Genomic DNA, 22,408 nt, shown 5'->3' with positions numbered 1-22,408 from the left:
TTTTTTTGTCACATATCTTCGAAATCGCTTCAGAAGCCAACTTTTGATTGAATTAATTTATCAATCATAGAATTTTCGAATAGTTCTGAACATATTTTTTTCATTATATGTTGTACATTCGCAGTTAAAATGTAATTAGTCTAAATAACTTAGCTAATATGAGCAAAGACAATCAGATTTTAGAAGAATTTACCTCCAAAGAGTACGAGCACGGCTGGTCTGTTAATTATGAGGCAGATGAAGCTCCAATTGGACTCAATGAAGATATCATAAAGTGGATCTCTACAAAAAAAGAGGAACCTCTATGGCTACTTGAATGGAGATTGAAAGCCTTCAAAACCTGGAAAACTATGACCGAGCCTTCTTGGGCAAATGTCAAATATCCTAAAGTTGATCTTCAAAGCCTAAGATACTATTCAGCTCCAAAACAAAGCAATAAACCTAAGTCTCTTGATGAAGTTGATCCAGAATTACTTCAGATTTATGAAAGGTTAGGTATCAATCTTAATGAACAAAAGAAACTTCAAGGAATTGCTGTTGATGCAGTTCTTGATTCAGTTTCAGTTGGAACTACATTCAAAGCAACATTATCTAAACTCGGTATCGTCTTTTGCTCATTCAGCGAAGCAGTAAAGGAGCATCCCGATTTAGTAAAAAAATATTTGGGATCAGTTGTACCAATGACTGATAACTATTACGCGGCATTGAATTCAGCAGTATTTTCAGATGGGTCATTTTGTTACATTCCGAAAGGGGTAAGATGTCCAATGGAGCTTTCTACCTATTTCAGAATTAATGCTGCTAATACAGGTCAATTTGAAAGGACATTAATCGTAGCCGAAGATGAGGCCTATGTATCTTATCTAGAAGGCTGTACAGCACCTCAAAGAGATGAAAATCAACTTCATGCCGCTGTGGTAGAGATTTACGCTGCAAAAAATGCAGAGGTAAAATATTCTACAGTTCAAAATTGGTTCCCAGGAGATAAAAACGGGAAAGGCGGTATTTATAATTTTGTTACTAAGCGAGGCATTTGCGCAGGGGATTATTCTAAAATATCTTGGACTCAAGTTGAGACGGGATCAGCAGTAACTTGGAAATATCCTTCTTGTATATTAAAAGGAGATAATTCAATTGGAGAATTTTATTCTGTAGCAGTCACGAACAATTATCAGCAGGCTGATACAGGAACTAAAATGATTCATATTGGCAAAAACACTAAGTCAAGAATTGTTTCCAAAGGTATTTCTGCGGGAAAATCACAAAACTCATATAGAGGACAAGTACAAGTGATGAAAAGGGCAGATAACGCCAGAAATTTCTCACAGTGTGATTCATTGCTAATGGGAGACAGATGTGGTGCACATACATTCCCTTACATAGATATCAATAATTCTTCTGCTAAAGTTGAGCACGAAGCTACCACTTCCAAAATCGGTGAGGATCAATTATTCTATTGTAATCAAAGAGGTATATCCACAGAAGATGCAGTAGCTCTAATTGTAAATGGTTATGCAAAAGAAGTATTAAACCAATTACCAATGGAATTTGCTGTAGAAGCCCAAAAGCTACTCGCTCTGACGCTAGAGGGATCTGTAGGGTAAGTTTAAATTTAAAATTGAAAGATTAAGACGAATATGTTAAGTATTAAAAATCTGCATGCCTCCATCGAAGGAACACCTATTTTGAGAGGGATCAATTTGGAAGTAAAAGCTGGTGAAGTACATGCCATTATGGGACCTAATGGTTCTGGGAAATCGACTTTAGCGTCAGTATTAGCAGGAAGAGAAGAATATGAGGTAACAGAAGGTGAAGTTTTTTTCAAAGGAAAAGATCTTTTGGAACTTGCTCCTGAAGATCGTGCCCGGGAAGGTGTATTCCTAGCTTTTCAATATCCTGTAGAAATACCGGGAGTAAGTTCAACTAACTTCCTTAGGACAGCTGTAAATCAAGTAAGAGAATACAGAGGACTTGAGGCACTCGACGCAGTTAAGTTTCTTACTATGATGAAAGAGAAGATGAAATTGGTGGAAATTGACCAAAAGCTTCTCAGCAGATCGCTTAATGAAGGTTTTTCTGGCGGAGAAAAGAAAAGAAATGAAATCTTCCAGATGGCGATGCTTGAGCCTACCCTTTCTATCCTTGACGAAACTGATTCAGGATTGGATATTGATGCCTTGAGAATTGTTTCAAATGGTGTGAATCAATTAAAGTCTAAAGACAACGCAACTATTGTTGTAACTCACTACCAGCGCTTGTTGGATTATATCGTTCCAGATTTCGTCCATGTTCTTTATAAAGGTAGAATTGTCAAATCTGGTACTAAAGATTTGGCTCTCGAACTTGAAGAAAAAGGCTATGACTGGATCAAAGAGGCCATAGACTCTGAAGCAACTGTCTGATACTCTCATCAACCCCAAAAACATGAGTACGCTTACTAAGCAAAATCTATTTGAAGGATTTTTGGAATCTTCTTTTGTCGGATTTGAAAAAGCCAGAGAAGAAGGGAAAGCCAGTTTCCTAAATCAAGGCCTTCCTACTCTCAAATCAGAAGAATATAAATTCACTGCAATAACCAAAAAGCTTGAGCAATCACTTTCTAACTTAAGTCCTGCAAAACCTTTTGATTTAAGTGAGGAAGAAGTTAGTGAGGCAATTCCTCAAGGCTTTGAAGGTCCAATTTTGGTATTTTCGAATGGCCATCTTATAAAAAACCTTTGCCTTGGTATTGACCATTTAAACTTCTCTACTTTAAGCGAAAAACTAGAAACCCCCATCGGGAGTATCGCTAAAGTTGATAAAGATGCATTTGCAGCATTGAATCAAGCTTCTTTTGAAGAAGGTGTTTTTATTAGCATTCCAAAAAAGGAAGTTGTTGAAAAACCTATCCTTCTTCTCTCATTTAACAAAGCCAATTTAGGAGATGTTATTTCTCCAAGGGTTTGGATTGATGCAGGAGACTTTGCAGAGGTTACTTTTATTTCACATAGCATAAATAAAGGTGATACACCATATTTCGTCAACAAAGTTGTAGAAATTAAAGGTGGGTTAAACTCTCAAATAAGATATTATAGAATTCAGAATGAAGGGAAAAACGCTTTTGAGGTAAGTAACATAGAAACAAATCTCCTTCAGGATTCTCGTTTTACTTCGGTTACTCTTTCACTTTCAGGAGAAATGGTTAGAAATAACCTAAGCTTGAATCTTTTAGGCAGTAATTCAGAGGGAAACATGTATGGAATTTACTTGTTGAATGGTAAAACTCACGTGGACAATCACACCAATGTAGATCATACTATTCCTCATGCTGAATCAAATGAACTTTATAAAGGCATACTTGCAGATCAATCAAGAGGGGTATTCAATGGTAAAATTTTTGTGAGGCAGGATGCTCAAAAAACCAATGCCTTTCAACAAAACAACAATATACTGTTGTCCAATGATGCTACCATAAATACCAAACCACAATTAGAAATTTGGGCAGATGATGTGAAATGTTCTCATGGTTGTACTACAGGTCAACTAGATGAAGAAGCATTATTCTATTTGCAAGCACGGGGTATTGATAAAATACAAGCAAAAGGTTTACTCTTATTTGCTTTCGCCGGTGAGGTTCTTGAGCATATTGAAAATGAAAGCTTCAGAGAATATTGCACCAATTTAGTTCAAGAAAGACTAGGGAGTAAATTCTAAATCATAAATGGATATCGCTATCGAAAAAATAAGACAATCTTTCCCGATTCTTCATCAAGAGGTAAATGGAAAGCCTTTGGTTTATTTTGACAATGCGGCAACTACTCAAAAGCCTCAATCGGTAATTGACTCATTATCTAATTATTATAATCATGATAATGCTAATATCCATCGTGGTGCGCATGCCTTAGCAGACAGATCAACAGGATATTTCGAGAAAACCAGAGAGGCAGTTCAGCAATTCATAAATGCTAAAGAATCTGCTGAAATAATTTTTACTAAAGGAACGACTGAAAGTATCAATCTAGTTGCTAGTACCTTCGGGAGAAAATTTATACAAGCTGGAGATGAAATTATCATTTCAACTTTAGAACACCACTCTAACATCGTTCCATGGCAAATGCTATGTGAGGAAAAAGGAGCTTTTTTAAAAATTATCCCAATCAATGAAGTTGGAGAAATTATTTTCGAAGATTTTGAAAAATTACTTTCTCCGAAAACTAAATTAGTTAGCATTGTTCATGCTTCAAATGCATTAGGAACTATAAACCCTGTAGAAAGGATAATTGAAGCTGCTCATTCTATCGGTGCAAAAGTACTTTTGGACGGAGCTCAATCCACTAGCCATTTAGAAATAGATGTTCAAACTTTAGACTGTGATTTTCTGGCTTTTTCGGCTCATAAACTTTACGGTCCAACTGGATTAGGTGTATTGTTTGGAAAAAGAGAGCTTTTTGAGGAAATGCCCCCTTACCAGGGTGGAGGGGAAATGATTAAAGAGGTATCTTTTGAAAAAACAACTTACAATGAAATCCCATTTAAATTTGAAGCAGGGACACCTAATATAGGAGATGTCATTGCTTTCAAGAAGGCATTAGATTTTATTAAAGAAATAGGTAAGCCAAATATCAAAATGCATGAAGATGACCTTTTGGCTTATGCGAATGAATTACTTAACCCCATCAATGGCTTCATTCCTGTTGGAACAGCCTCGAATAAAGTAAGTGTTCTATCTTTCAACATTAAAGAAATGCATCCTTTTGATGTTGGGATGATGCTGGACGCAAAAGGTATTGCAGTCAGAACTGGTCATCATTGTACACAACCATTGATGAAAAGACTTGGGCTTGAGGGAACTGTTAGAGCATCATTCGCTGTTTACAATTCCAAATCAGAAATAGAAAAATTAGCTGAGGCAGTAGCCCAAATTGCTAGAATAAAAAATAAATGAGCAGTATTCAGGAAGTTCAAAACGAAATAATCAGTGAATTTGAGATCCTTGGAGATGATAAGGAAAGTACCATTTTCTATATCATGGAGTTAGGAAGTGGATTGGAGAAATTTCCTGAAAATGAACAAATTGAAGAAAACATCATCAAAGGTTGTCAGTCAAAAGTTTGGTTGATTGCAGATGAAAAAGATGGAAAAGTGCATTTTCAAGCAGATTCAAACACTGATATCACTAAAGGACTCATATCTTTGCTGATCAGAGTTTTAAATGATAGAACTCCACAGGAAATCATTTCAGCTGAACTTGATTTTATTCATAAAATTGGAATGGGAGGAATTATTGGAAGTCAAAGATCAAATGGATTAGCTGCAATGATTAAGCAAATGAAATTATATGCCCTGGCATTTCAAACTAAGCAAATCTCCTAAGCATGGAAACTGAAAATAATACCAGTGTGGGACAAATTACGGGTTTGAAGGAGAAAGTGGTAACCTCAATTAAACAGGTCTATGATCCTGAAATTCCAGTTGACGTTTATGAATTGGGATTAATTTATGAAATCACTGTCTATCCGGTTAACAACGTATATGTACTGATGACATTAACCTCACCAAATTGTCCTTCAGCTGAATTTATTCCATCTGAAGTAAAAGATAAAATCCAACAGATTCAGGGAGTTAATAATGTGGAAGTTGAATTAACATTTGATCCACCTTATTCGCAGGATATGATGTCTGAGGCAGCAAAATTAGAATTAGGTTTTCTATAAATAGAACAATTAAAAGTAAAAACATATGTATCCAGAAGAATTAATTGCTCCTATGAGAGCAGAACTTTCTAATGAGGGATTTGAAGAATTTAGAACAGCTGAAATTGTGGCTGATAAATTAGGCCCTGAGCAAAAAGGAACGACTTTCGTTGTTGTGAATTCAGTATGTGGTTGTGCAGCTGGCGCAGCTAGACCAGGCGTGAAATATGCACTAGATCATGCAAAAGTAAAACCTGATGTGTTAGGAACTGTATTTGCAGGAAATGATCGGGATGCAGTTGAGAAATTTAGAGAACTTGTACTACCCTATCCTCCTTCTTCTCCAGCTATGGCATTATTTAAAGATGGAGAATTAGTTCACTTTATCGAGCGTCATCATATTGAAGGCAGAAATGCTAAAATGATTGGTGACCATTTAGTAGAAGTATTTGAGCACTTTTGTGCATAATAGAAAGCCCTCCGGGGCTTTTTTTATATACCTGTATAGATCTTATCAAATTCAAAAATACACAGAGTTAATTATTGGAATTTTAACAAAACCAAAGTCCTTTAAAGTCTGTTTATCAAATAATCGAAGAATTATATCTCCCTTAAAACAAATATCTCCTAAAAAATAAGCTGCTTTTATTAACTTAAACCCGAAAATTAAGTTTTTTCTTTAGAGCAATCCAAACAAACCTGTTATATGTCTGAATCCGCCAAGTTGTCCTTCAAAGGACAAGAATATGAATTCCCGGTAATTACCGGTACAGAAAATGAATCAGCAATTGATATTGCAAAGCTCAGAGGAGCTTCTGGATTAATCACCCTTGATCCAGGATTTAAAAATACTGGTTCAACTACTAGTGCTATTACATTTTTAGATGGTGAGGAAGGAATTCTTCGCTACAGAGGATATAAAATTGAAGACCTTGCGGAAAAATCATCTTTTCTCGAGGTAGCATATTTATTGATTTATGGTGAATTGCCTAGTCAAGCTGAGTATGAGAATTTTTCAAAAGAAATTACTCATCACACATTAGTCCATGAGGATATTAAAAAAATATTAGAAGGTTTTCCTTCCAATGCTCATCCAATGGGTGTTTTATCTTCTTTAATTTGTTCATTAACTGCTTTCTATCCTGATTCCTTGAATCCTAATAGAAGTGAGGAAGAAGTTAACATGAGTATTATTCGACTTCTAGCCAAAATGCCAACTTTTGCGGCATGGGCCTATAAAAATGAAGTCGGACATCCCGTAAATTACCCTGACAACTCACTGGATTATTGTTCAAACTTCCTAAAAATGATGTTTGCACTTCCTGCTGAGAAATATGATGTCGACCCGGTAGTTTCAGCTGCTTTGGACAAATTGTTGATCTTGCATGCAGATCATGAGCAAAACTGTTCAACCTCTACAGTAAGAGTTGTAGGTTCTTCTCAAGCTAGTATATATGCGTCTATTTCTGCTGGAATCAATGCTTTATGGGGTCCTTTACATGGCGGTGCAAACCAATCAGTAATAGAAATGCTAGAAGCAATAAAAGCTGATGGAGGCGATGCTAAAAAATACCTAGATAAAGCGAAGGATAAAAACGATCCATTTAGATTGATGGGGTTTGGTCATAGAGTTTACAAGAACTTTGATCCAAGAGCAAGAATTATTAAAAAAGCTGCTGATGATGTATTGACCAAATTAGGAGTTAATGATCCTGTTTTGGATATCGCAAAGGAATTGGAACATGCTGCCTTAAACGACCAGTATTTTATTGATAGAAAACTTTATCCGAACGTTGACTTTTACTCTGGTATCATTTACAGAGCACTAGGAATCCCTACTGATATGTTTACAGTGATGTTTGCTCTTGGAAGATTACCTGGTTGGATTGCTCAATGGAAAGAAATGCGTGAAAACGGAGAACCAATTGGAAGACCTAGACAAATTTATGTAGGAGCAAATGAACGAGATTACGTTTCTATGAATAAGAGATAATTTAATCTCTATCCTCAATATAAGCCAGCAAAAAAAGCTGGCTTTTTTTTGTTTTAAGAATTAGATAAAATTGAAAATAGCACCATATTTGGAGAAAAAACACAAGCTTTTTTATGAAACCAGAAAATTTAGAACAAGCTGTTTCACTGACTAAAAAATTTACCAGCAAACCCTCTAATGAAGAATTGTTGAAATTGTATGGGCTTTATAAACAAGCTACTGAAGGGGATAATGAAACGGAAAGGCCGGGAGGATTTGACTTCAAAGCAGCTGCAAAATATAATAGTTGGATGAGCTATAAAGGAAAATCTAAAGAAGAGGCAATTGAAGAATATATCAGATTGGTAGAAGAATTATCTCAAACACATCTATAACAAAAAAGGCTTGAAAAATAATTTCAAGCCTTTTTTGCCAAATCTCATTTTTTATTTTTTCCCGTATTTAGAACCAAAAGGGGTTCTTTTGATCATATAATCAATCCCGGCAGTGTAGGCATTTGCTTCAGTCCCAAACACATGTCTCGAATCTGAATAAATATTTGATCCATTATTTTTAAACAATCTAAAATCAACTGATGTATCATATTCAATTGTAGTAGATGAACTCGAGGAAGAAAAAATAGTGCCTTTTGTTCTGGTGTCTGAATTATTACCATTTGCGTTATATTTTTCTCTTTCGCTATAATTTGTCCCAGTGGATCCATACGTAGTGGCACCCTTGTTGGTAAGGTTAACAGTACCATAAATCACAAATTCTACTCCTAACAAGGCTGCTATTTCCCCTGGAGTCATTGTAGTAATATTCGTAAGATCGATATTACTTTTGGCTAATAGCGCATTAGTAGTGATAGGGTCCTGTAGTGTCAACTGACCATATTGTTCCTTTACAGAATTAGCGGTAGTATTTTGAGCTAGATTACTCATTGCTAAAGGATCCATACTCTGATCATTAGAGATGAATTGAAATGGAAGTACTGCGATGGTGTTGTGAACATCGGAATTCATTGCTGGTGCAGGGGTAGTACTCACCTTTGCTGCTGTTTCTGCCTCGTTCCCAAAAGATTCTACTCTACCACTAGCTAGCTGGATTTTAATTAAATCAGATTTTTGTAGTTCGTAATCAAAATCCTCACCAGTGTATCTGAATTTCACAACCGCATTTGTGATTCCAGTTACCTTTCCTTCTTTTTTCTCACCATTTTTCAGAAATACAACATCAACCTTTTCCTGAGCCATTATTTCTGAATCAGTCATTGAAAAAAATGTCACTAAGACAAGAATAGAAACTATTTTAAACCAATTTTTCATGAGCAATATCCTTTTAATCTTACAAATGAAGTTATAAACTAAATAAATTACAAAATATGGCAAATGGATTACTAGCTACAAAACTACTTTTTGATCCCCATATTTGAAGCAATGACAGAGCCTGCAATCAATTGCTGAATATGGTAAATCATTACCGGAAGCAACACCAATCCCAAAACTGCAGGATCAGTGAAAATAATTTTTCCAATAACTACGCCTTGAACCAATGATTTTTTTGAACCACAGAAAAGTGCTGTAATTCTATCCTCTCTTGAAAAATTAAAAAATCTCGTCAATAAGTAGATCGTTCCCCAAACAATAAAAAATAAACTTAGCATCGTAACACTTAACTCCAGTAAAGTATCTAATCGATAAGGATCAAATACATGCTGAGAAAATGATTGGGCAAAAGAGGTGAAAACTATGATCATTATCACCGTTTGATCCAAGTATTTCACTTTACTAATATGATTGGTGATTCTTGGAAAAATATAGGGATGCATAATAATTCCTATAATGACTGGCAGCAACACCTTGAGCGACAGCTCTCCCAGCGTTGGTAAAAACTCAATTTCGAAATTGGCCGAATTACCTAAAACGCCCATCCAGGCAGGGGTAATAACAACTCCTAAAAGGCTGGAAATACTGGCATTAAATATTGCTCCAGGGATATTTCCACCTGCAATAGAAACCATCACAATAGAAGCACTCACTGTAGAAGGTAAAACGGATAAGTAAGTAATACCAATTTTAAAATCTTCGTTGAAAGATGGAAAAAAGGACAGAATCAAAAGAACAAGGGCCGGGAAAATCAAAAATGTTGATGCTTGAATCAAAAGATGCAACTTCCAATTTTTTAAGCCTTTTTTTAATTGATCGGGATCAAGCTTTAGTCCATAAAAGAAAAAAACAAGGGCAATCCCGATATTTATGATTGGTTTCCAAGGAACCATTGATTCTGAAGATCCAAAATCAGGTAAGGCAAATCCTAAAAGAATCGCAGCGAAAATCCCTAAGAGGAAACCATTGATTCCTACCTTATTTAAGATTCCTACTAGTTTTTGAATCATGGAACAGAAAGCCTTCTAAAATTATCGCAAAAAATGGCTGTAGCAATCGCTACGTTCAAGGATTCTGCATTTCCGGAACCTGGAATCGTTAACTTACTGGTTACTGAGCTAGCTAATTCTACAGAAATACCATTTGATTCGTTTCCCATTAAAAGAATTCCAGGTTTAAAATTTTCCAATTTGTGTATATTGATTCCATTTAAAAAAGCTCCATAAACAGGACATCTCCATTTTTCAATAACCTCTTTTAAATCCCCATAGTAGAAATTGACTCTTGTAAAAGACCCCATACTAGCCTGGATTACTTTTGGATTATAAAACTCTGCTGTTTGTCTTGAAAACAGTAAATGTTTAATCCCGTACCAATCTGCTATTCTTATAATTGTCCCTAGATTCCCTGGGTCACGAACATCATCCAAAGCGATGACCAATTCCTCTTCAGATCTTTCAAAATATTGATTTGCTTTCATTTTCACTACAGCTAAAGCACTATCGTTACTTTGAAATTGACCTACACTTTCAAGTTGCTTTTGAGTTACTATCAACAACTCAAAATCAAAGCTTTTAAGTAATTTCTGATTACTTTCATAAAAAGAATCTGTAACCAAAAGTAATTCTACTTCAAAGTCAGAGTTCAATACCTCTAAAACTGATTTTCCACCCTCAACGAAGAACTTTTGCTCTTGATTTCGGTATTTCTTTTGATGTAAGGTTTTTATAAACTTAACTGTATTTTTGCTAAGCATTCCGATCTATTCTTCCATTTTGAAATTCATCAAATATATACTTTTTATCTCTGTCCTGGGCGGGATGGTTGCCTGTTCTATTACTAAAAACATACCAGATGGAGAATATGTGCTTTTTGAAAATGAAACAAAAGGACTTGACCAGGTAAACAATGAAGACATAGTTCCTTTATTTATTCAAGAGCCAAATACAAGAATTCCATTGCTTAATTATTCTCTTGGAGTTAATATTTATCGATTTGGGCAAAAGTTTTATGATAGTTCTAAAGTGGCAAATAAACTATCATTAACGAAAGAAAAGCTGGACTCTATTGGAACTTTAAGAGGAGAAAATCCAGATAATAGAAAGCTTCAAAAGAAACAGGATAAACTTGAGACTAAGGTTAAAAGTCTTGAAAAGAAAATAGAGTTTGGCAACTTCTTAATGAGAACTGGCAACCCAGCCACTATTTTGGATAGTACAGATACCAAAAATACAGTTACCGAAATTAGAAATTACCTTTATAACAGGGGCTACATGGATGCTTCAGTTGATTTTGAGGTAGCAACAAAGAAAAAGAAAGCATTTGTCACATATTTGATCAAAGAAAATAAACCATACATAGTTGACTCTATTTATGTAAGGTCCGATAATGAGGAAATTCTTGACCTTTTAAAAAGAACTGCTTCAGAAAGTGAATTAAAGAAAAATCAAAATTACGATCAGGATAACATTGTAGCTGAAAGGAATCGTGTGGAGGAATTATTGAAAAATAATGGATTTTACATGTTTTCTAAATCTTTTATAGAATACAATGTATTTCAGGATACCTCAAAAAAATCTATGGTGATCGAGGAAGTAATTAGAAAACCGACATTCACTGAGAAGCATGAAGTTTACACCATTGATTCTATCTATTTTAGGGTAAATCCGCCAAGCAATGATTTTATAGACCAAAAAATTCAAGGAGATTTTAGAAACATTGATTTTTCTTTTTACAGGGACCGATATTCTCAGAAAATTTTTGCTTCTCGTGTCTTTTTCAACACTGGAAATAAATACAATAGAACAGAGGTATTAGAATCTCAAAGACAATTAAATAATCTAGATTTATTCAGGTTTGTAAACATTTCTTTTGATACGGTAGGAACATCTTTGACAGCCAAAATTTTAACACAGCCAAATCAAAAATATCAGCTCACAAATCAATTGGGACTAAGTATCACCGAACAGTTACCTGGGCCATTTTTCTCTGCGTCACTTCGAAATAGAAATTTCTTTCGGGCTGGAGAAATTCTAGAGTTCAATTTTAGAGCGGGATTGGAAGGCGTTGCCTCGGCTACTGATCAGGGAGTTTATCAAAGTAGGGAATTAGGTACCTCAGCCTCTATAATCTTTCCAAGATTTCTGATTCCCTTTTCTCCGAGAAGCTTAGAAAAATACGGAAGATATAATCCGAATACCAGAACGCTGGTTGGCTACAACTATACCAATAGACCTGAATACACCAGAGCAGGCATCAACGGACTATTATCATACACTTGGGCAACTAGAAGTAATAGGCAGCAATTTACTTTTAACTTATTGGATATTAATTATATCAGAACTCCGAAAATTACTGAAGAATTCTATCAGGTTCTTTCAGATTTGGCAGATCAAGGAAATAATTTGATTTGGTCCTTTTTACCCTCCATTGTTAGTAGTGTATCAGGGCAAACCATTATAAACTTTAACAAATACGGGAATTTTGAAACGAATCGTGCATCGCTACTTAAGCTTTTTGCAGAAAGTGGGGGTACATCTTTAAACTTTTTGAATGAACCATCCAATGACGAAACTACGGATTTCGCAAGGTTTCAATGGCTGAAATTTCAGGCTGATTTCAGACGATATTTTCCAATAGACAAAAAACAAACTCTGGCTTATCGACTGAATTTTGGCATTGCTCAGCCTTATGGATTAAGTAGTGGTATTCTTCCTTATGAAAAATACTTTTTTGCAGGAGGAGGAACCAGTATTCGAGCCTGGCAAGCAAGAAGATTGGGGCCAGGGAGTAACACCCCTCCTCTCAATGAAGAAGGATATTTTGATTATCGTTTTGAGCAACCTGCCGAAATGATTATTGAATCTATGCTAGAATACAGAAGAAACCTGATTGGTTATTTCGATATGGCGCTTTTTATTGATGCCGGGAACTCATGGAATATTGGCGTTGAAGCATCAAGACCCGGTTCTGATTTTCGGTATGATAGGTTTTATAAAGAAATCGCCGTAGGGACAGGAATAGGTTTAAGAATGGATTTTGATTTTCTGATCATACGTTTAGATATGGCTACCAAGGCAATCGACCCTGCAAGACCTGAGGGGGAGAGATGGATTCTAAATAAATTGAGTTTTAAGAGGCCATTAGGAGAAAAAGGCCAAACTGTGTTTAACTTTGGGATTGGTTACCCTTTTTAATTAAATCAATAATGGCCCGAAAAAGTAAAGAAGAAATTTCTAAAATCTACCAAGAAATTCAAGATCATATATGTAAAGAACTTGAGCTTGGAGACGGAGAAGGCAAATTTATTGAAGATAAATGGCAGCGAGAAGAAGGAGGTGGCGGTAGAACTAGAATATTCAAAAACGGAAAAATAATTGAAAAGGGAGGAGTGGCATTTTCTGCAGTTCATGGTACCACACCATCAAAGATTTTACAAAAACTTAACCTTGAAAAGTCTGACTTTTATGCCACAGGGGTATCAATAGTACTTCATCCTAAAAGCCCGCTGGTACCAATTATACATATGAATATTCGGTATTTTGAAATGGATAATGGAGTTCACTGGTTTGGAGGTGGTATAGATTTGACACCACATTATATTGATATTGAGGATGCAAAATACTTTCATTCGGAGGTAAAGAAAGTATGTGACGAATTCAGACCGGAAGCCTATGAAAAATTCAAAAAATGGGCTGATGATTACTTTTTTATAAAACATAGAAATGAAACAAGAGGAATTGGAGGAATTTTCTATGATCATTTAAAGGCGGAATCAGATGAGGAATTTAATACTATTCTAAATTTCAGTTTAAATATTGGCAGGTTGTTTCCAAAAATCTATAACTACTTTATGGCAAAAAACAGTCAGTTGGATTTTGGACCTAGGGAAAAGGATTGGCAAAAACTGAGAAGAGGACGCTATGTAGAATTCAATCTTGTATGGGATGCAGGCACAAAATTTGGTCTCGATACTAATGGAAGAACAGAGAGTATTTTAATGAGCATGCCCCCGGAAGCTAGTTGGGAATACATGTACCAACCTGAGTTTGGAGGCAAAGAAAACTTTACGTTAGAAAATCTAAAAAAAGGAATTGATTGGCTTAATTTCACAGCATGACAGAAAGTGTAAAAAAATGGGATGAGGATTTATTCATTTTCTTAAATTCTTTTCATTGGGACTGGTTAGACCCGATAATGTTCCAAATCTCTCAAACCATAACTTGGATCCCATTTTATGCAGTTCTTGTTTACTTCATTTATAAATCTGACCCAAAAATGAGCTGGTGGGTATTTGGTGGTGTTGCCCTATCTATTCTGATCGCAGACCAAACAACATCAGGACTAATGAAACCTTTTTTTGAAAGATTAAGACCCTGTCACGATGAACGATGGGAAGGAATTGTACATAATTATGGAAGATGTGGGGGGCTTTTTGGACTTGCTTCTTCCCATGCAGCAAATACCTTTGCTATAGCTACATTTTTGAATCTTAAAGTTGGTTCCAAAATAAAGCATTTGAAATGGCTCTTTCTTTGGGCTGCAATTATATCCTATACAAGGGTTTACCTTGGGGTACATTACCCCTTTGATATTTTACTGGGTGCTTTTATAGGTTTTTTAGCTGGTCTTATAAGTTGGTTTTTTATAGTTTTTATAAAAAGGGAAATCTTGAAATCTTTACTTAAATGATTTTTTCATCGGAATCAGAACATAAAAATATGAATATCCGCAATCCGGCCCCTAGTATTGTTCAAAGCTTTAAGATATGCGGACATTCGACCAATCACCAAAGACCGCAGTCGCTAGCAGATAAAATTAAACTTCCGTCAAGTATTTATTCGGCTAGCGGTAAGAAACCGAATATACTTAAAAAGAAAAATTGAACTTTCTGTAAAAAATATATGCAACTAAAATCTTGCATTTAAACGACTTTTTCTTTTTAAATTGAAATAGAAAAAAATTAGCTCTATGGGTAATTTATATATAATCGCTATATTAATTGTGTTCTAGGATTGATAAAACATTATGTCAGAAAGAACTTTTAGCCAGTTTGTAAAATTAAATCAAACATTATTTTCTAGTTTTTTATACCCAGTTAATTGAAATAAATGAAAAAACTTTTTTTACTAATAGGAAGTATTCTTCTTCTATCGATTCCACTTTATTGTCAAGTGACTACAGTGAGTCTTGACTTAATCCAAAATAAAATAGCTGGTGGCCAGCCGCTACCTGCAGAAGAAAAATTCTATATTCTTGGAGGAATCCCGGAGAAAATTGAAATGGTTAAGCTCACCATTTATCCTGCAAAAAAAACAGAGAAGTCTGGATATTCCTATTTTTGGAAAGCTCCTTTCGGGTATAAAGAACTCTCCTATCAGGTTTTGGTTTCTGACCCTTTAAGGTCTAATACCGATTATTATTTGGAATTCGGCTTCTATCAAAAAGCAGGAGCGCAGCAAATAGAAGAGGTCAGGGCTTTAATCAGCCAAAATATCAAAACCTATTTGAGTAACATCACTACCATAAAAAAAAGTGGTATTCATTTTTCTGAGTCTGATGTAGTCATTTTAAATAACATCAGGAGTATACTCGAGCAAGGAGCTTATTATTTTGAGCTTCCTAATGGAGAAGCTTTTCCTGGATTTAGCGATATCACTTTATCTAAACTGGAACAGAGAGAAAAGCTAAAAATGGGAAAGGCAAAATATAACGCAACAGGTGTCGGGGAAAATGACAATGCCAGAGCAGTATATGCGGCTCAATATCTGGAAGAACTCAATGCAATCATCTCATCAGAAATTAGCCAATACTTAAGCCCAAATATGTTGGTTCGAGTAGATGAAAAAGTATTTGAAAGTTATCCAACCGAAAAAACTTCAAATGCCTTGCCAATTAATGTAGGTTATGGGGGAATATCTTTGAGTAGTAATCTGCCTGATCAGGAATTCGTTCATAGCCCCTACGTTGGTTTTTCATTTCCTTTAGGAAATAGAACCTTTGCTAGATTCATGAACAACTTATCCATTTCAACAGGAGCTTTTATTTCAGGCAAAATGGAAAATAGTTTAAATGAAAGAATATCGGGTCCTATCATTGATAGACCTGTTTACATAGGTCTAGGTTATAACTTTTTCAGAGTAATCAGACTAAATGCCGGTGGTACTTTTATTACAACCGAAACTCTTTCGGGTAATAATGTAAATAGCTTCCAACCTTTTGTGGGACTAAGTGCTGAGTTTAAATTGTGGTTAGGTTTCGGAAACAAGAAATAAGGGTATGAAGAAGCTATTCACAATTATATTTTCCCTTTTTCTTATACTAAATGCTCAAGCACAGCTTCATGGCAACAAATGGAGGATAGGATTTAGTGCAGGTACAACAAACTATTTGGGAGATATTAAGCCACTCAAAGTGAATAATTTTCAAAATTTCACTAAGCTCTATAAGCGCTATGAAAATTACTCAGAACAACTTTCCTATCAATTGTCTTTGGAATATGCCTTAGGAAATTCTGTTGGGTTAATGTTATCGGCAGGAAGCTACCAATTTGGTTCAGGAGATCGTTTTATTCAAAATGATGGGACACTTTTTACAGAAAGCCCCAATTTTGATCGAGCTTTAAATTTCCAAACAGACTTGTATGATGCAGGATTATCATTTGTGATCAAACCAGATAACAATTGGTTACTTTCAGGCAAATCATTTTTTGCTCCTTATTTGACAATCGGACTAGGTGTTCAAACATTCAAAGTTTACGGTGACCTTCTGGATGAAAATGAAAATAGATATGATTATAGAAATATCAATACTATTCCGGATGGAACATTTGAGACCAACCTTGCAAATCTAAATACAGAAAACCCAAATGGTTATAGAGATGCCACGTTCTATGCAAATGTGGGATTAGGATTTAGATTTAGAATAACAAAAACTATAGAATTATTTGCACAATCGGATTTTAAAAGAGCAGCAACAGATTACCTAGATGATATCTCTGGAGTTTACCGAACAATTTATGATAATGATTTCCAGCTTTATGCAGCAAAGCCTGGAACAAATTTAGTAACCGTTGATAACCCTAATAGAGGTTCAAATAATGGACGTAATGATTGGTACATATACCATGGGATTGGCGTTAAATTCAGCTTTGGAGCGAATAAAGAAGCGTTTAGACCTCCTGTGATTACCCAGAGGTATACCTATGTTCCAACAGAACTCTCGCAAAAACAATTGGCTGAAGAAGAGGCTGAATTAAATGAAAAGCTATCAGGAACGACAAATAATTACTTTACAGTCATTCAACTTCCGTCGAATTCCAAAGATCTTTCCAAAGGATATGTGGCAGATTCGGCTCAATTAGTGACAATACAAAATGAAATCGACTCTCTTCAAATAATTCAAGATCAATTAACAGTAGAACGAGACTCCATCCAAACTGAAGTTCAAGGATTAGATCAGGCCATTGGTCTGGCTGAGAGAGATAGTAGTGTTTCTACAAATATCCGTGATGTTAGAATTAGCAATTTTGAAAATGAAAAATCTTTTGTAATAGGCGAATTGGCTAACATCAATGGTTTGGCCAATCAGAACCAGTTTAAATTGGATTCTTTAAAAGCTATTCAAAATAGCAGTTCTCCCGAACAATTGTCCTTGGATTCTGCTGCCATGATGCGAGAGTTGATTATCTATCCTGGGCAAGTCAGCAGGATATTATATTCTGCTGGAAATCCTACTGTACTACAATTAGATTCAGCCCAAGAAAGTGCGGCTCTTCAAAGAGCTCAAACTGAAGGAATGATGACCAGGGATCAATTTGAGGAGGAAATGGAATCCTTCCGCTCAGAAATGCTACAGGCACAAGCTACAAGGGACTCTGCCATGATGATGGCTTTTGCTTCAAAAATCCCTGACGAGCCTCAAAAGACTGATGAAAGAGTGGCAGAATCTGAGCCTCAAGAAGTCTTGATCAATGCAGAGGCTGTAGATAATAAAACTGCTAAAAAACTTGAAAAGAACAGGAAAAAGCAAGAGAAAATTGAAAAGAAAAACAATGAACTTTTAAAAGATGCGCTGTTGGTTGGTGGAACAGCAGCAGCTACTGCTGCCATTGCAAATAGTGGTGAAAAAAAGGAAGCCGAGCAACAAGCGTCCTATGATTCCATGCTTCTTGCCAGAATTGCTTTGGATTCCATGTTGATCGATAGTTTAAGAAATGTTCCAAGACAAATAGATACCGTAGAAATTGAAAAAACAATTCCTCAATTACTGCATCAAAGTAAAATTGAAGTTTATTTTGAGATCAACAAAACCACATTAACTGAGCCGGAATTAGCCAAGCTAACCCCAATTATTAAATATTTAGAAGAAAATCCTGATGTTAAGGTAGAATTAATTGGTTATGCGGATAATACCGGATCAGTATCCTATAACCTACAAATTTCAGAAAAACGAGTAAATGAGGTTGCTCGATTACTCCAGGAAGAATATGGTATTGAACCTGAGAGGATTGAAAAAAATACTGGAGGAATGATCATCAGAGGTAGTACTAAAGGATCTGTTGAAAACGATAGAAGAGTTGAAATTAGAGTTTTGTATTGAAGTATTTACTACTTTTAAAAATTCAATAAACGAATTATGAAAAGAATATTATTGTTACTAACCTTTATTTCCATTTCTGGAATAGGTTTTTCCCAAGAATTGCGAATCAATACTTACGCAGGCTACATCTTCAAAGATAAAGTAGACTCTTATTTTTCAAGTAACTCTTTCTACGAGGGCCAAATTCAAGATGGATTACGTTGGGGAGCTGGAATAGAATATCACATCCCAAATAGAGGAGCTATCGAAATCCAATATTTAAGGCAAGACACTAATGCTCCTACTATTTATCAAGATGGAGGTTTTTTAGGAGGAGCTATTCAAAATACAAATTTTGATCTAGCCATAAACTGGGTGATGCTAAATGTTACAAGATATTTTCCTGTCAATGAAACAGTAGAACCTTTTGCTGGAATTGGAGTTGGAATGGGGATATTTAATGTAAACAACCCTGATAATGGAAATAGCAATTCTGCTACAAAGTTCTCCTACAATATAAGAGGTGGAGCAAATTTCTGGTTATCGAGCAATGTTGCTTTTAGAGCCCAAGCAAGTCTATTTTCTGCCACTCAGGCCATTGGAGGAGGATTATATTTCGGAACAGGCGGAGTCGGAGGAGGATTATCTAGTTATAGCAGCATGTATCAATTTGGTTTAGAAGGAGGACTTGTTTTCAGATTACCCCAAGCTTCTAAGTAAGTTTTTCTATAAATATTAAAAAAAGCATCGGGGAAATTCTAATTTTTCTCGATGCTTTTTCCGTTTTTTGCCTCCCTAAAACTTCACCATTCAGAATCTCAATGAATTCCACAAGGGTCAATCTTAGCCATTTAGTCAAAATTATACCATTTTTCTTTTTCTTAATATTTAATTTTTCTCTTGCCCAAGAAAATGATAGCTCAAAACTTACTTCTATAACTAAAGAAAAAGCTATTAAGCATACTTCAAAAGGCTTTGTATTTACAACAGCAGATGAAAAGTTTGAATTACAGCTTGCTAGTAGATTACAATTCAGGTTCGCTGCTCCAGATGATCAAGACCCAATAACATTCAATGACTTTAGAAATCAAGATGTTAGACTTTTTAAAATAAACAGAGCAAGACTAAAAATTGGGGGACATGCCTACCAACCTTGGTTAAAATATTATTTCGAATATGAACTTGGACAAAGTATCTTACTCGATTTTAGAATCATGTTAGAAAAATGGCCGTGGCTAAATTTTAAAGCAGGTCAATGGAAAGTTGAATATACCCGAGAACGATTTATCAGTAGTGGAAATCAGCAATTAGTAGACAGATCATTACTGAATAGAACATTTACCGTGGACCGGCAACAAGGAGTTTCTATTTATGGAAATTTGAATGGTGGTGGTTCAGCTAATTTCGATTATTGGTTGGGAGTATTTACAGGTACCGGTAGAGGTTCTCGGTTTAATGATGATTCCAAAATGATGTATTTCGGTAGATTCCAGTGGAATATATTTGGAAGAGAAGTCCCATTTTCTGGAGGTGATCTACAAGTTTCGGAAAAACCAGCCGCATTAATTGCTTTGGCAGGAATCACCAATACCAGCCCATATACGCGATTTTCAAGTTCTGGTGGCGGTAATTTGGCTGGATTCGAAGGCACAAATGATGGTCAATACACCATCAAACAATATAATATTGAAACTGCTTTTAATTATAAAGGATTTTCTTGGGCTAGTGAATTCCATAGAAAAAACATTGTTGATAATTTTGAAGATAGTGGAAGCACCAATTTAGGCGGATATTATTTGACTGCCGGATATTTCCCTTATCAGATTTTTAATTTTTGGCCAAAACCGCTCGAAATTGCTATGAGGTATGCTGAAATCAGACCAGATCTAACCATAACAAAAAACAAACAAAAAGAATTAGCTTTAGCTTTCAACTGGTTTTTTGTTGGTCATTTAAATAAATTGACTACCGAAATCACCAAATTCACTTTTGAGGATCAAGCACTTCCCCAAAGTGATGAATTGAGATTCAGACTTCAATACGAAATATCATTCTAATGAAAAAAATCCTGACTGTATTTCTAGTATTAATTTTTACTCAAGTTTTACTCGGCCAGGATCAAAAATCTTATAAGCCAAATCAAATTAGAGACTTTAAACTGGTTCCTTTGCCAGCGATAGGTTCAAACCCGGCTAATGGATGGCTTTTTGGACTAGCTCCTTCTGCTACATGGAGGATGGGAGAACCTGAAAACACCCATCTCTCAAACATTGTCGGGAATTTTCTTTACACAACTAAAAAGCAATGGATCTTCAGTTCCCGATCAAATATTTTTCTATCTGAAGATAAATGGATATTAGTAGGAGATTGGAGATATTTCATAACATCCCAACCCACCTATGGTTTAGGAAGTTCTTCTCCAAATGAACCAATAGAAAATCCAAATCAACAAGGAGTTTTGTGGGGTGAGCAACAAATGGATTATTCTTGGATTCGATTTTACGAAACAGCCTTAAAAAAAATTGGTGATTCAAAATTTTACCTCGGAGTAGGATATCACTTAGATGTATTTTCAAAAATTGAAAACTTTTTGGATACTGAATCTCTCCCTTCAGAATTAAACTATTCACATGATTTTTATAATTCACAATTAGGTTTCAACCAAGATAAATACACACTTTCTGGGATAACTTTTAACGGTGTCATGGAAAACCGAGATATTGCCGTTTCACCTTATGAAAAAAACTTTGCCCTAATTTCATATAAAGTCAATCCAAGTTTTATGGGGTCAGACAAGAATTCCTCCACTCTATTGCTTGATTACAGGCATTACTTTAACCTAAGTGAGAATAGAAAAAGACATCTGATTGCACTCTGGGGTCTTGGCAATTTCTTAGTTTCAGGAGACCTACCCTACATGAATTTACCCTCAATCGGCTACGATATGTTTGGTAGATCTGGAAGAGGATATGCTCAAGGTAGATTCCGTGGTGAGTCTATGCTATATTCAGAGGCCGAATACAGATTTCCTCTTCAAAAAAACAAAGAAACATTTGGTGGAACCTTATTTTTTAACGCTTCGTCCTTTGGCAGTAAAATGACCAACGAAAAACTTCTTGAAAAAATCAATGCTGCTTATGGAGTTGGTTTTCGAGTGATGATTAACAAAGAAAATAGAACTACAATTTCTGCGGATTATGGTTTTGGAAGTAAAGGGAATTCAGGATTTTACCTGAATGTAAATGAGTCTTTTTAGAAAGGTAAAAACACATTTTTTTGTAAACATTTATTCATTCTTCTCGATTAAACAGTCAAAGTTTATAAAGTAGTCTATTTACTGTTTAATTTCGGAGTTATATTTGAGAGTTCTAAATCAATAATATTATGAAAAATTGGATTTTTATAGTAGTTCTTTTAATGGCTTTACCTACGGTAGATGCTATTTCACAAACGATGACAATCGATGACGAAATCACTTTAATTCAATCAGCTTTTGGAAAAGATAAAAAAATGCTTGTAGATGCTTACATGGATTTACCGGATGCTATAGCCCCTGGCTTTTGGACCGTTTACCAAGCTTATGAAGAAGAGAGAAAATCTATTTCTCGAGAAAGAATGATTATTATCAACGATTATTTAGAGAATTTTGAAACTATTGGGGAAGACGAGGCAGATGATTTAGCCAAAAGAACGATTAATAATGATATTGCTCTTTCAAAGCTTCATTCTAAATATTACAAGAAATTCAAAAAAGTAAGTTCAGCTTTAATTGCGGCCAAGTTTTTACAAATAGATAC

Annotated in this window: 21 protein-coding genes; 18 read left to right on the top strand and 3 right to left on the bottom strand. The window is 35.2% G+C overall.

Translation table 11 applies throughout. The annotated features are described in order from the left end of the window. Positions 1-158: 158 nt before the first annotated feature. The 9 genes from sufB (at position 159) to Q0L68_RS01085 (ending at position 8,039) form a co-directional block, all read left to right on the top strand. Positions 159-1,604 (top strand): Fe-S cluster assembly protein SufB, encoded by a 1,446-nt coding sequence (gene sufB / locus Q0L68_RS01125; RefSeq protein ID WP_296698210.1) that lies wholly within the window; start codon positions 159-161, stop codon positions 1,602-1,604. A 33-nt stretch (positions 1,605-1,637) separates the two neighbouring features. Further along, positions 1,638-2,402, top strand: coding sequence for a Fe-S cluster assembly ATPase SufC (sufC, locus tag Q0L68_RS01120; RefSeq protein ID WP_296698207.1), 765 nt, complete (start codon positions 1,638-1,640; stop codon positions 2,400-2,402). 22 nt (positions 2,403-2,424) lie between these two features. Beyond that, entirely contained in the window at positions 2,425-3,693 is a 1,269-nt protein-coding gene (gene sufD / locus Q0L68_RS01115; protein ID WP_296698205.1) for a Fe-S cluster assembly protein SufD, read from the top strand. A gap of 7 nt (positions 3,694-3,700) precedes the next feature. Further along, on the top strand, positions 3,701-4,924 hold the full coding sequence (locus Q0L68_RS01110) for a cysteine desulfurase (protein ID WP_296698202.1): 1,224 nt from the start codon (positions 3,701-3,703) through the stop codon (positions 4,922-4,924). Further along, entirely contained in the window at positions 4,921-5,352 is a 432-nt protein-coding gene (locus Q0L68_RS01105) for a SufE family protein (RefSeq protein WP_296698200.1), read from the top strand. The genes Q0L68_RS01110 and Q0L68_RS01105 overlap by 4 nt, the downstream gene beginning before the upstream one ends. Positions 5,353-5,354: 2 nt before the next feature. Continuing rightward, complete coding sequence (locus tag Q0L68_RS01100; protein WP_296698197.1) at positions 5,355-5,693, top strand: DUF59 domain-containing protein; 339 nt, start codon at positions 5,355-5,357, stop codon at positions 5,691-5,693. Positions 5,694-5,718: 25 nt separating this feature from the next. Next, a complete protein-coding gene (locus Q0L68_RS01095) occupies positions 5,719-6,141 on the top strand; it encodes a BrxA/BrxB family bacilliredoxin (protein WP_296698195.1) in 423 nt (140 codons plus the stop codon). Positions 6,142-6,378: 237 nt separating this feature from the next. Next, positions 6,379-7,665 (top strand): citrate synthase, encoded by a 1,287-nt coding sequence (locus tag Q0L68_RS01090; RefSeq protein ID WP_296698191.1) that lies wholly within the window; start codon positions 6,379-6,381, stop codon positions 7,663-7,665. Positions 7,666-7,778: 113 nt separating this feature from the next. Next, positions 7,779-8,039: an acyl-CoA-binding protein gene (locus tag Q0L68_RS01085; RefSeq protein WP_296698188.1), complete on the top strand. Its 261-nt coding sequence runs from the start codon at positions 7,779-7,781 to the stop codon at positions 8,037-8,039. Between the two features lie 51 nt (positions 8,040-8,090). Here Q0L68_RS01085 and Q0L68_RS01080 read toward each other — a convergent pair whose 3' ends face one another. The 3 genes from Q0L68_RS01080 to Q0L68_RS01070 form a co-directional block, all read right to left on the bottom strand. After that, positions 8,091-8,972: a hypothetical protein gene (locus Q0L68_RS01080; protein ID WP_296698186.1), complete on the bottom strand. Its 882-nt coding sequence runs from the start codon at positions 8,970-8,972 to the stop codon at positions 8,091-8,093. Positions 8,973-9,055: 83 nt separating this feature from the next. After that, positions 9,056-10,042 (bottom strand): bile acid:sodium symporter family protein, encoded by a 987-nt coding sequence (locus Q0L68_RS01075; RefSeq protein WP_296698183.1) that lies wholly within the window; start codon positions 10,040-10,042, stop codon positions 9,056-9,058. Then, positions 10,039-10,788, bottom strand: coding sequence for an RNA methyltransferase (locus tag Q0L68_RS01070; protein WP_296698180.1), 750 nt, complete (start codon positions 10,786-10,788; stop codon positions 10,039-10,041). The genes Q0L68_RS01075 and Q0L68_RS01070 overlap by 4 nt, the downstream gene beginning before the upstream one ends. 19 nt (positions 10,789-10,807) lie before the next feature. Here Q0L68_RS01070 and Q0L68_RS01065 point away from each other — a divergent pair, with 19 nt between their 5' ends. The 9 genes from Q0L68_RS01065 to Q0L68_RS01025 all read left to right on the top strand — a co-directional run. Further along, positions 10,808-13,228 carry a BamA/TamA family outer membrane protein gene (locus Q0L68_RS01065; protein WP_296698178.1) on the top strand — a complete coding sequence of 807 codons (2,421 nt, stop codon included), beginning with the start codon at positions 10,808-10,810 and terminating at the stop codon, positions 13,226-13,228. 11 nt (positions 13,229-13,239) lie between these two features. Beyond that, complete coding sequence (gene hemF, locus Q0L68_RS01060) at positions 13,240-14,151, top strand: oxygen-dependent coproporphyrinogen oxidase (RefSeq protein ID WP_296698175.1); 912 nt, start codon at positions 13,240-13,242, stop codon at positions 14,149-14,151. Next, on the top strand, positions 14,148-14,723 hold the full coding sequence (locus tag Q0L68_RS01055) for a phosphatase PAP2 family protein (protein ID WP_296698172.1): 576 nt from the start codon (positions 14,148-14,150) through the stop codon (positions 14,721-14,723). The genes hemF and Q0L68_RS01055 overlap by 4 nt, the downstream gene beginning before the upstream one ends. A 419-nt stretch (positions 14,724-15,142) precedes the next feature. Next, entirely contained in the window at positions 15,143-16,306 is a 1,164-nt protein-coding gene (locus Q0L68_RS01050; protein WP_296698170.1) for a hypothetical protein, read from the top strand. 4 nt (positions 16,307-16,310) lie between these two features. Next, entirely contained in the window at positions 16,311-18,632 is a 2,322-nt protein-coding gene (locus Q0L68_RS01045; protein ID WP_296698167.1) for an OmpA family protein, read from the top strand. A gap of 36 nt (positions 18,633-18,668) precedes the next feature. After that, positions 18,669-19,331 (top strand): outer membrane beta-barrel protein, encoded by a 663-nt coding sequence (locus Q0L68_RS01040; protein ID WP_296698165.1) that lies wholly within the window; start codon positions 18,669-18,671, stop codon positions 19,329-19,331. Between the two features lie 101 nt (positions 19,332-19,432). Beyond that, positions 19,433-20,668, top strand: coding sequence for a porin (locus Q0L68_RS01035; protein ID WP_296698163.1), 1,236 nt, complete (start codon positions 19,433-19,435; stop codon positions 20,666-20,668). Further along, on the top strand, positions 20,668-21,867 hold the full coding sequence (locus Q0L68_RS01030; protein WP_296698160.1) for a BamA/TamA family outer membrane protein: 1,200 nt from the start codon (positions 20,668-20,670) through the stop codon (positions 21,865-21,867). The genes Q0L68_RS01035 and Q0L68_RS01030 overlap by 1 nt, the downstream gene beginning before the upstream one ends. 128 nt (positions 21,868-21,995) lie before the next feature. Continuing rightward, on the top strand, positions 21,996-22,408 hold a 413-nt coding region (locus Q0L68_RS01025), incomplete at its 3' end, for a hypothetical protein (protein ID WP_296698157.1).

The sequence above is a fragment of the Algoriphagus sp. genome (assembly GCF_024642405.1).
Taxonomy (GTDB): Bacteria; Bacteroidota; Bacteroidia; order Cytophagales; family Cyclobacteriaceae; genus Algoriphagus.
The sequence above is the reverse complement of the archived record's forward strand: the minus strand, read 5'-3'. Positions and strand labels throughout refer to the sequence as shown.

What these genes read in the sequence shown, in the direction of transcription:
- sufB (WP_296698210.1), top strand. Translation starts at nt 159, where the DNA reads ATGAGCAAAGACAATCAGATTTTAGAAGAATTTACCTCCAAAGAGTAC.
- sufC (WP_296698207.1), top strand. Translation starts at nt 1,638, where the DNA reads ATGTTAAGTATTAAAAATCTGCATGCCTCCATCGAAGGAACACCTATT.
- sufD (WP_296698205.1), top strand. Translation starts at nt 2,425, where the DNA reads ATGAGTACGCTTACTAAGCAAAATCTATTTGAAGGATTTTTGGAATCT.
- Q0L68_RS01110 (WP_296698202.1), top strand. Translation starts at nt 3,701, where the DNA reads ATGGATATCGCTATCGAAAAAATAAGACAATCTTTCCCGATTCTTCAT.
- Q0L68_RS01105 (WP_296698200.1), top strand. Translation starts at nt 4,921, where the DNA reads ATGAGCAGTATTCAGGAAGTTCAAAACGAAATAATCAGTGAATTTGAG.
- Q0L68_RS01100 (WP_296698197.1), top strand. Translation starts at nt 5,355, where the DNA reads ATGGAAACTGAAAATAATACCAGTGTGGGACAAATTACGGGTTTGAAG.
- Q0L68_RS01095 (WP_296698195.1), top strand. Translation starts at nt 5,719, where the DNA reads ATGTATCCAGAAGAATTAATTGCTCCTATGAGAGCAGAACTTTCTAAT.
- Q0L68_RS01090 (WP_296698191.1), top strand. Translation starts at nt 6,379, where the DNA reads ATGTCTGAATCCGCCAAGTTGTCCTTCAAAGGACAAGAATATGAATTC.
- Q0L68_RS01085 (WP_296698188.1), top strand. Translation starts at nt 7,779, where the DNA reads ATGAAACCAGAAAATTTAGAACAAGCTGTTTCACTGACTAAAAAATTT.
- Q0L68_RS01080 (WP_296698186.1), bottom strand. Translation starts at nt 8,972, where the DNA reads ATGAAAAATTGGTTTAAAATAGTTTCTATTCTTGTCTTAGTGACATTT.
- Q0L68_RS01075 (WP_296698183.1), bottom strand. Translation starts at nt 10,042, where the DNA reads ATGATTCAAAAACTAGTAGGAATCTTAAATAAGGTAGGAATCAATGGT.
- Q0L68_RS01070 (WP_296698180.1), bottom strand. Translation starts at nt 10,788, where the DNA reads ATGCTTAGCAAAAATACAGTTAAGTTTATAAAAACCTTACATCAAAAG.
- hemF (WP_296698175.1), top strand. Translation starts at nt 13,240, where the DNA reads ATGGCCCGAAAAAGTAAAGAAGAAATTTCTAAAATCTACCAAGAAATT.
- Q0L68_RS01055 (WP_296698172.1), top strand. Translation starts at nt 14,148, where the DNA reads ATGACAGAAAGTGTAAAAAAATGGGATGAGGATTTATTCATTTTCTTA.
- Q0L68_RS01050 (WP_296698170.1), top strand. Translation starts at nt 15,143, where the DNA reads ATGAAAAAACTTTTTTTACTAATAGGAAGTATTCTTCTTCTATCGATT.
- Q0L68_RS01045 (WP_296698167.1), top strand. Translation starts at nt 16,311, where the DNA reads ATGAAGAAGCTATTCACAATTATATTTTCCCTTTTTCTTATACTAAAT.
- Q0L68_RS01040 (WP_296698165.1), top strand. Translation starts at nt 18,669, where the DNA reads ATGAAAAGAATATTATTGTTACTAACCTTTATTTCCATTTCTGGAATA.
- Q0L68_RS01035 (WP_296698163.1), top strand. Translation starts at nt 19,433, where the DNA reads ATGAATTCCACAAGGGTCAATCTTAGCCATTTAGTCAAAATTATACCA.
- Q0L68_RS01030 (WP_296698160.1), top strand. Translation starts at nt 20,668, where the DNA reads ATGAAAAAAATCCTGACTGTATTTCTAGTATTAATTTTTACTCAAGTT.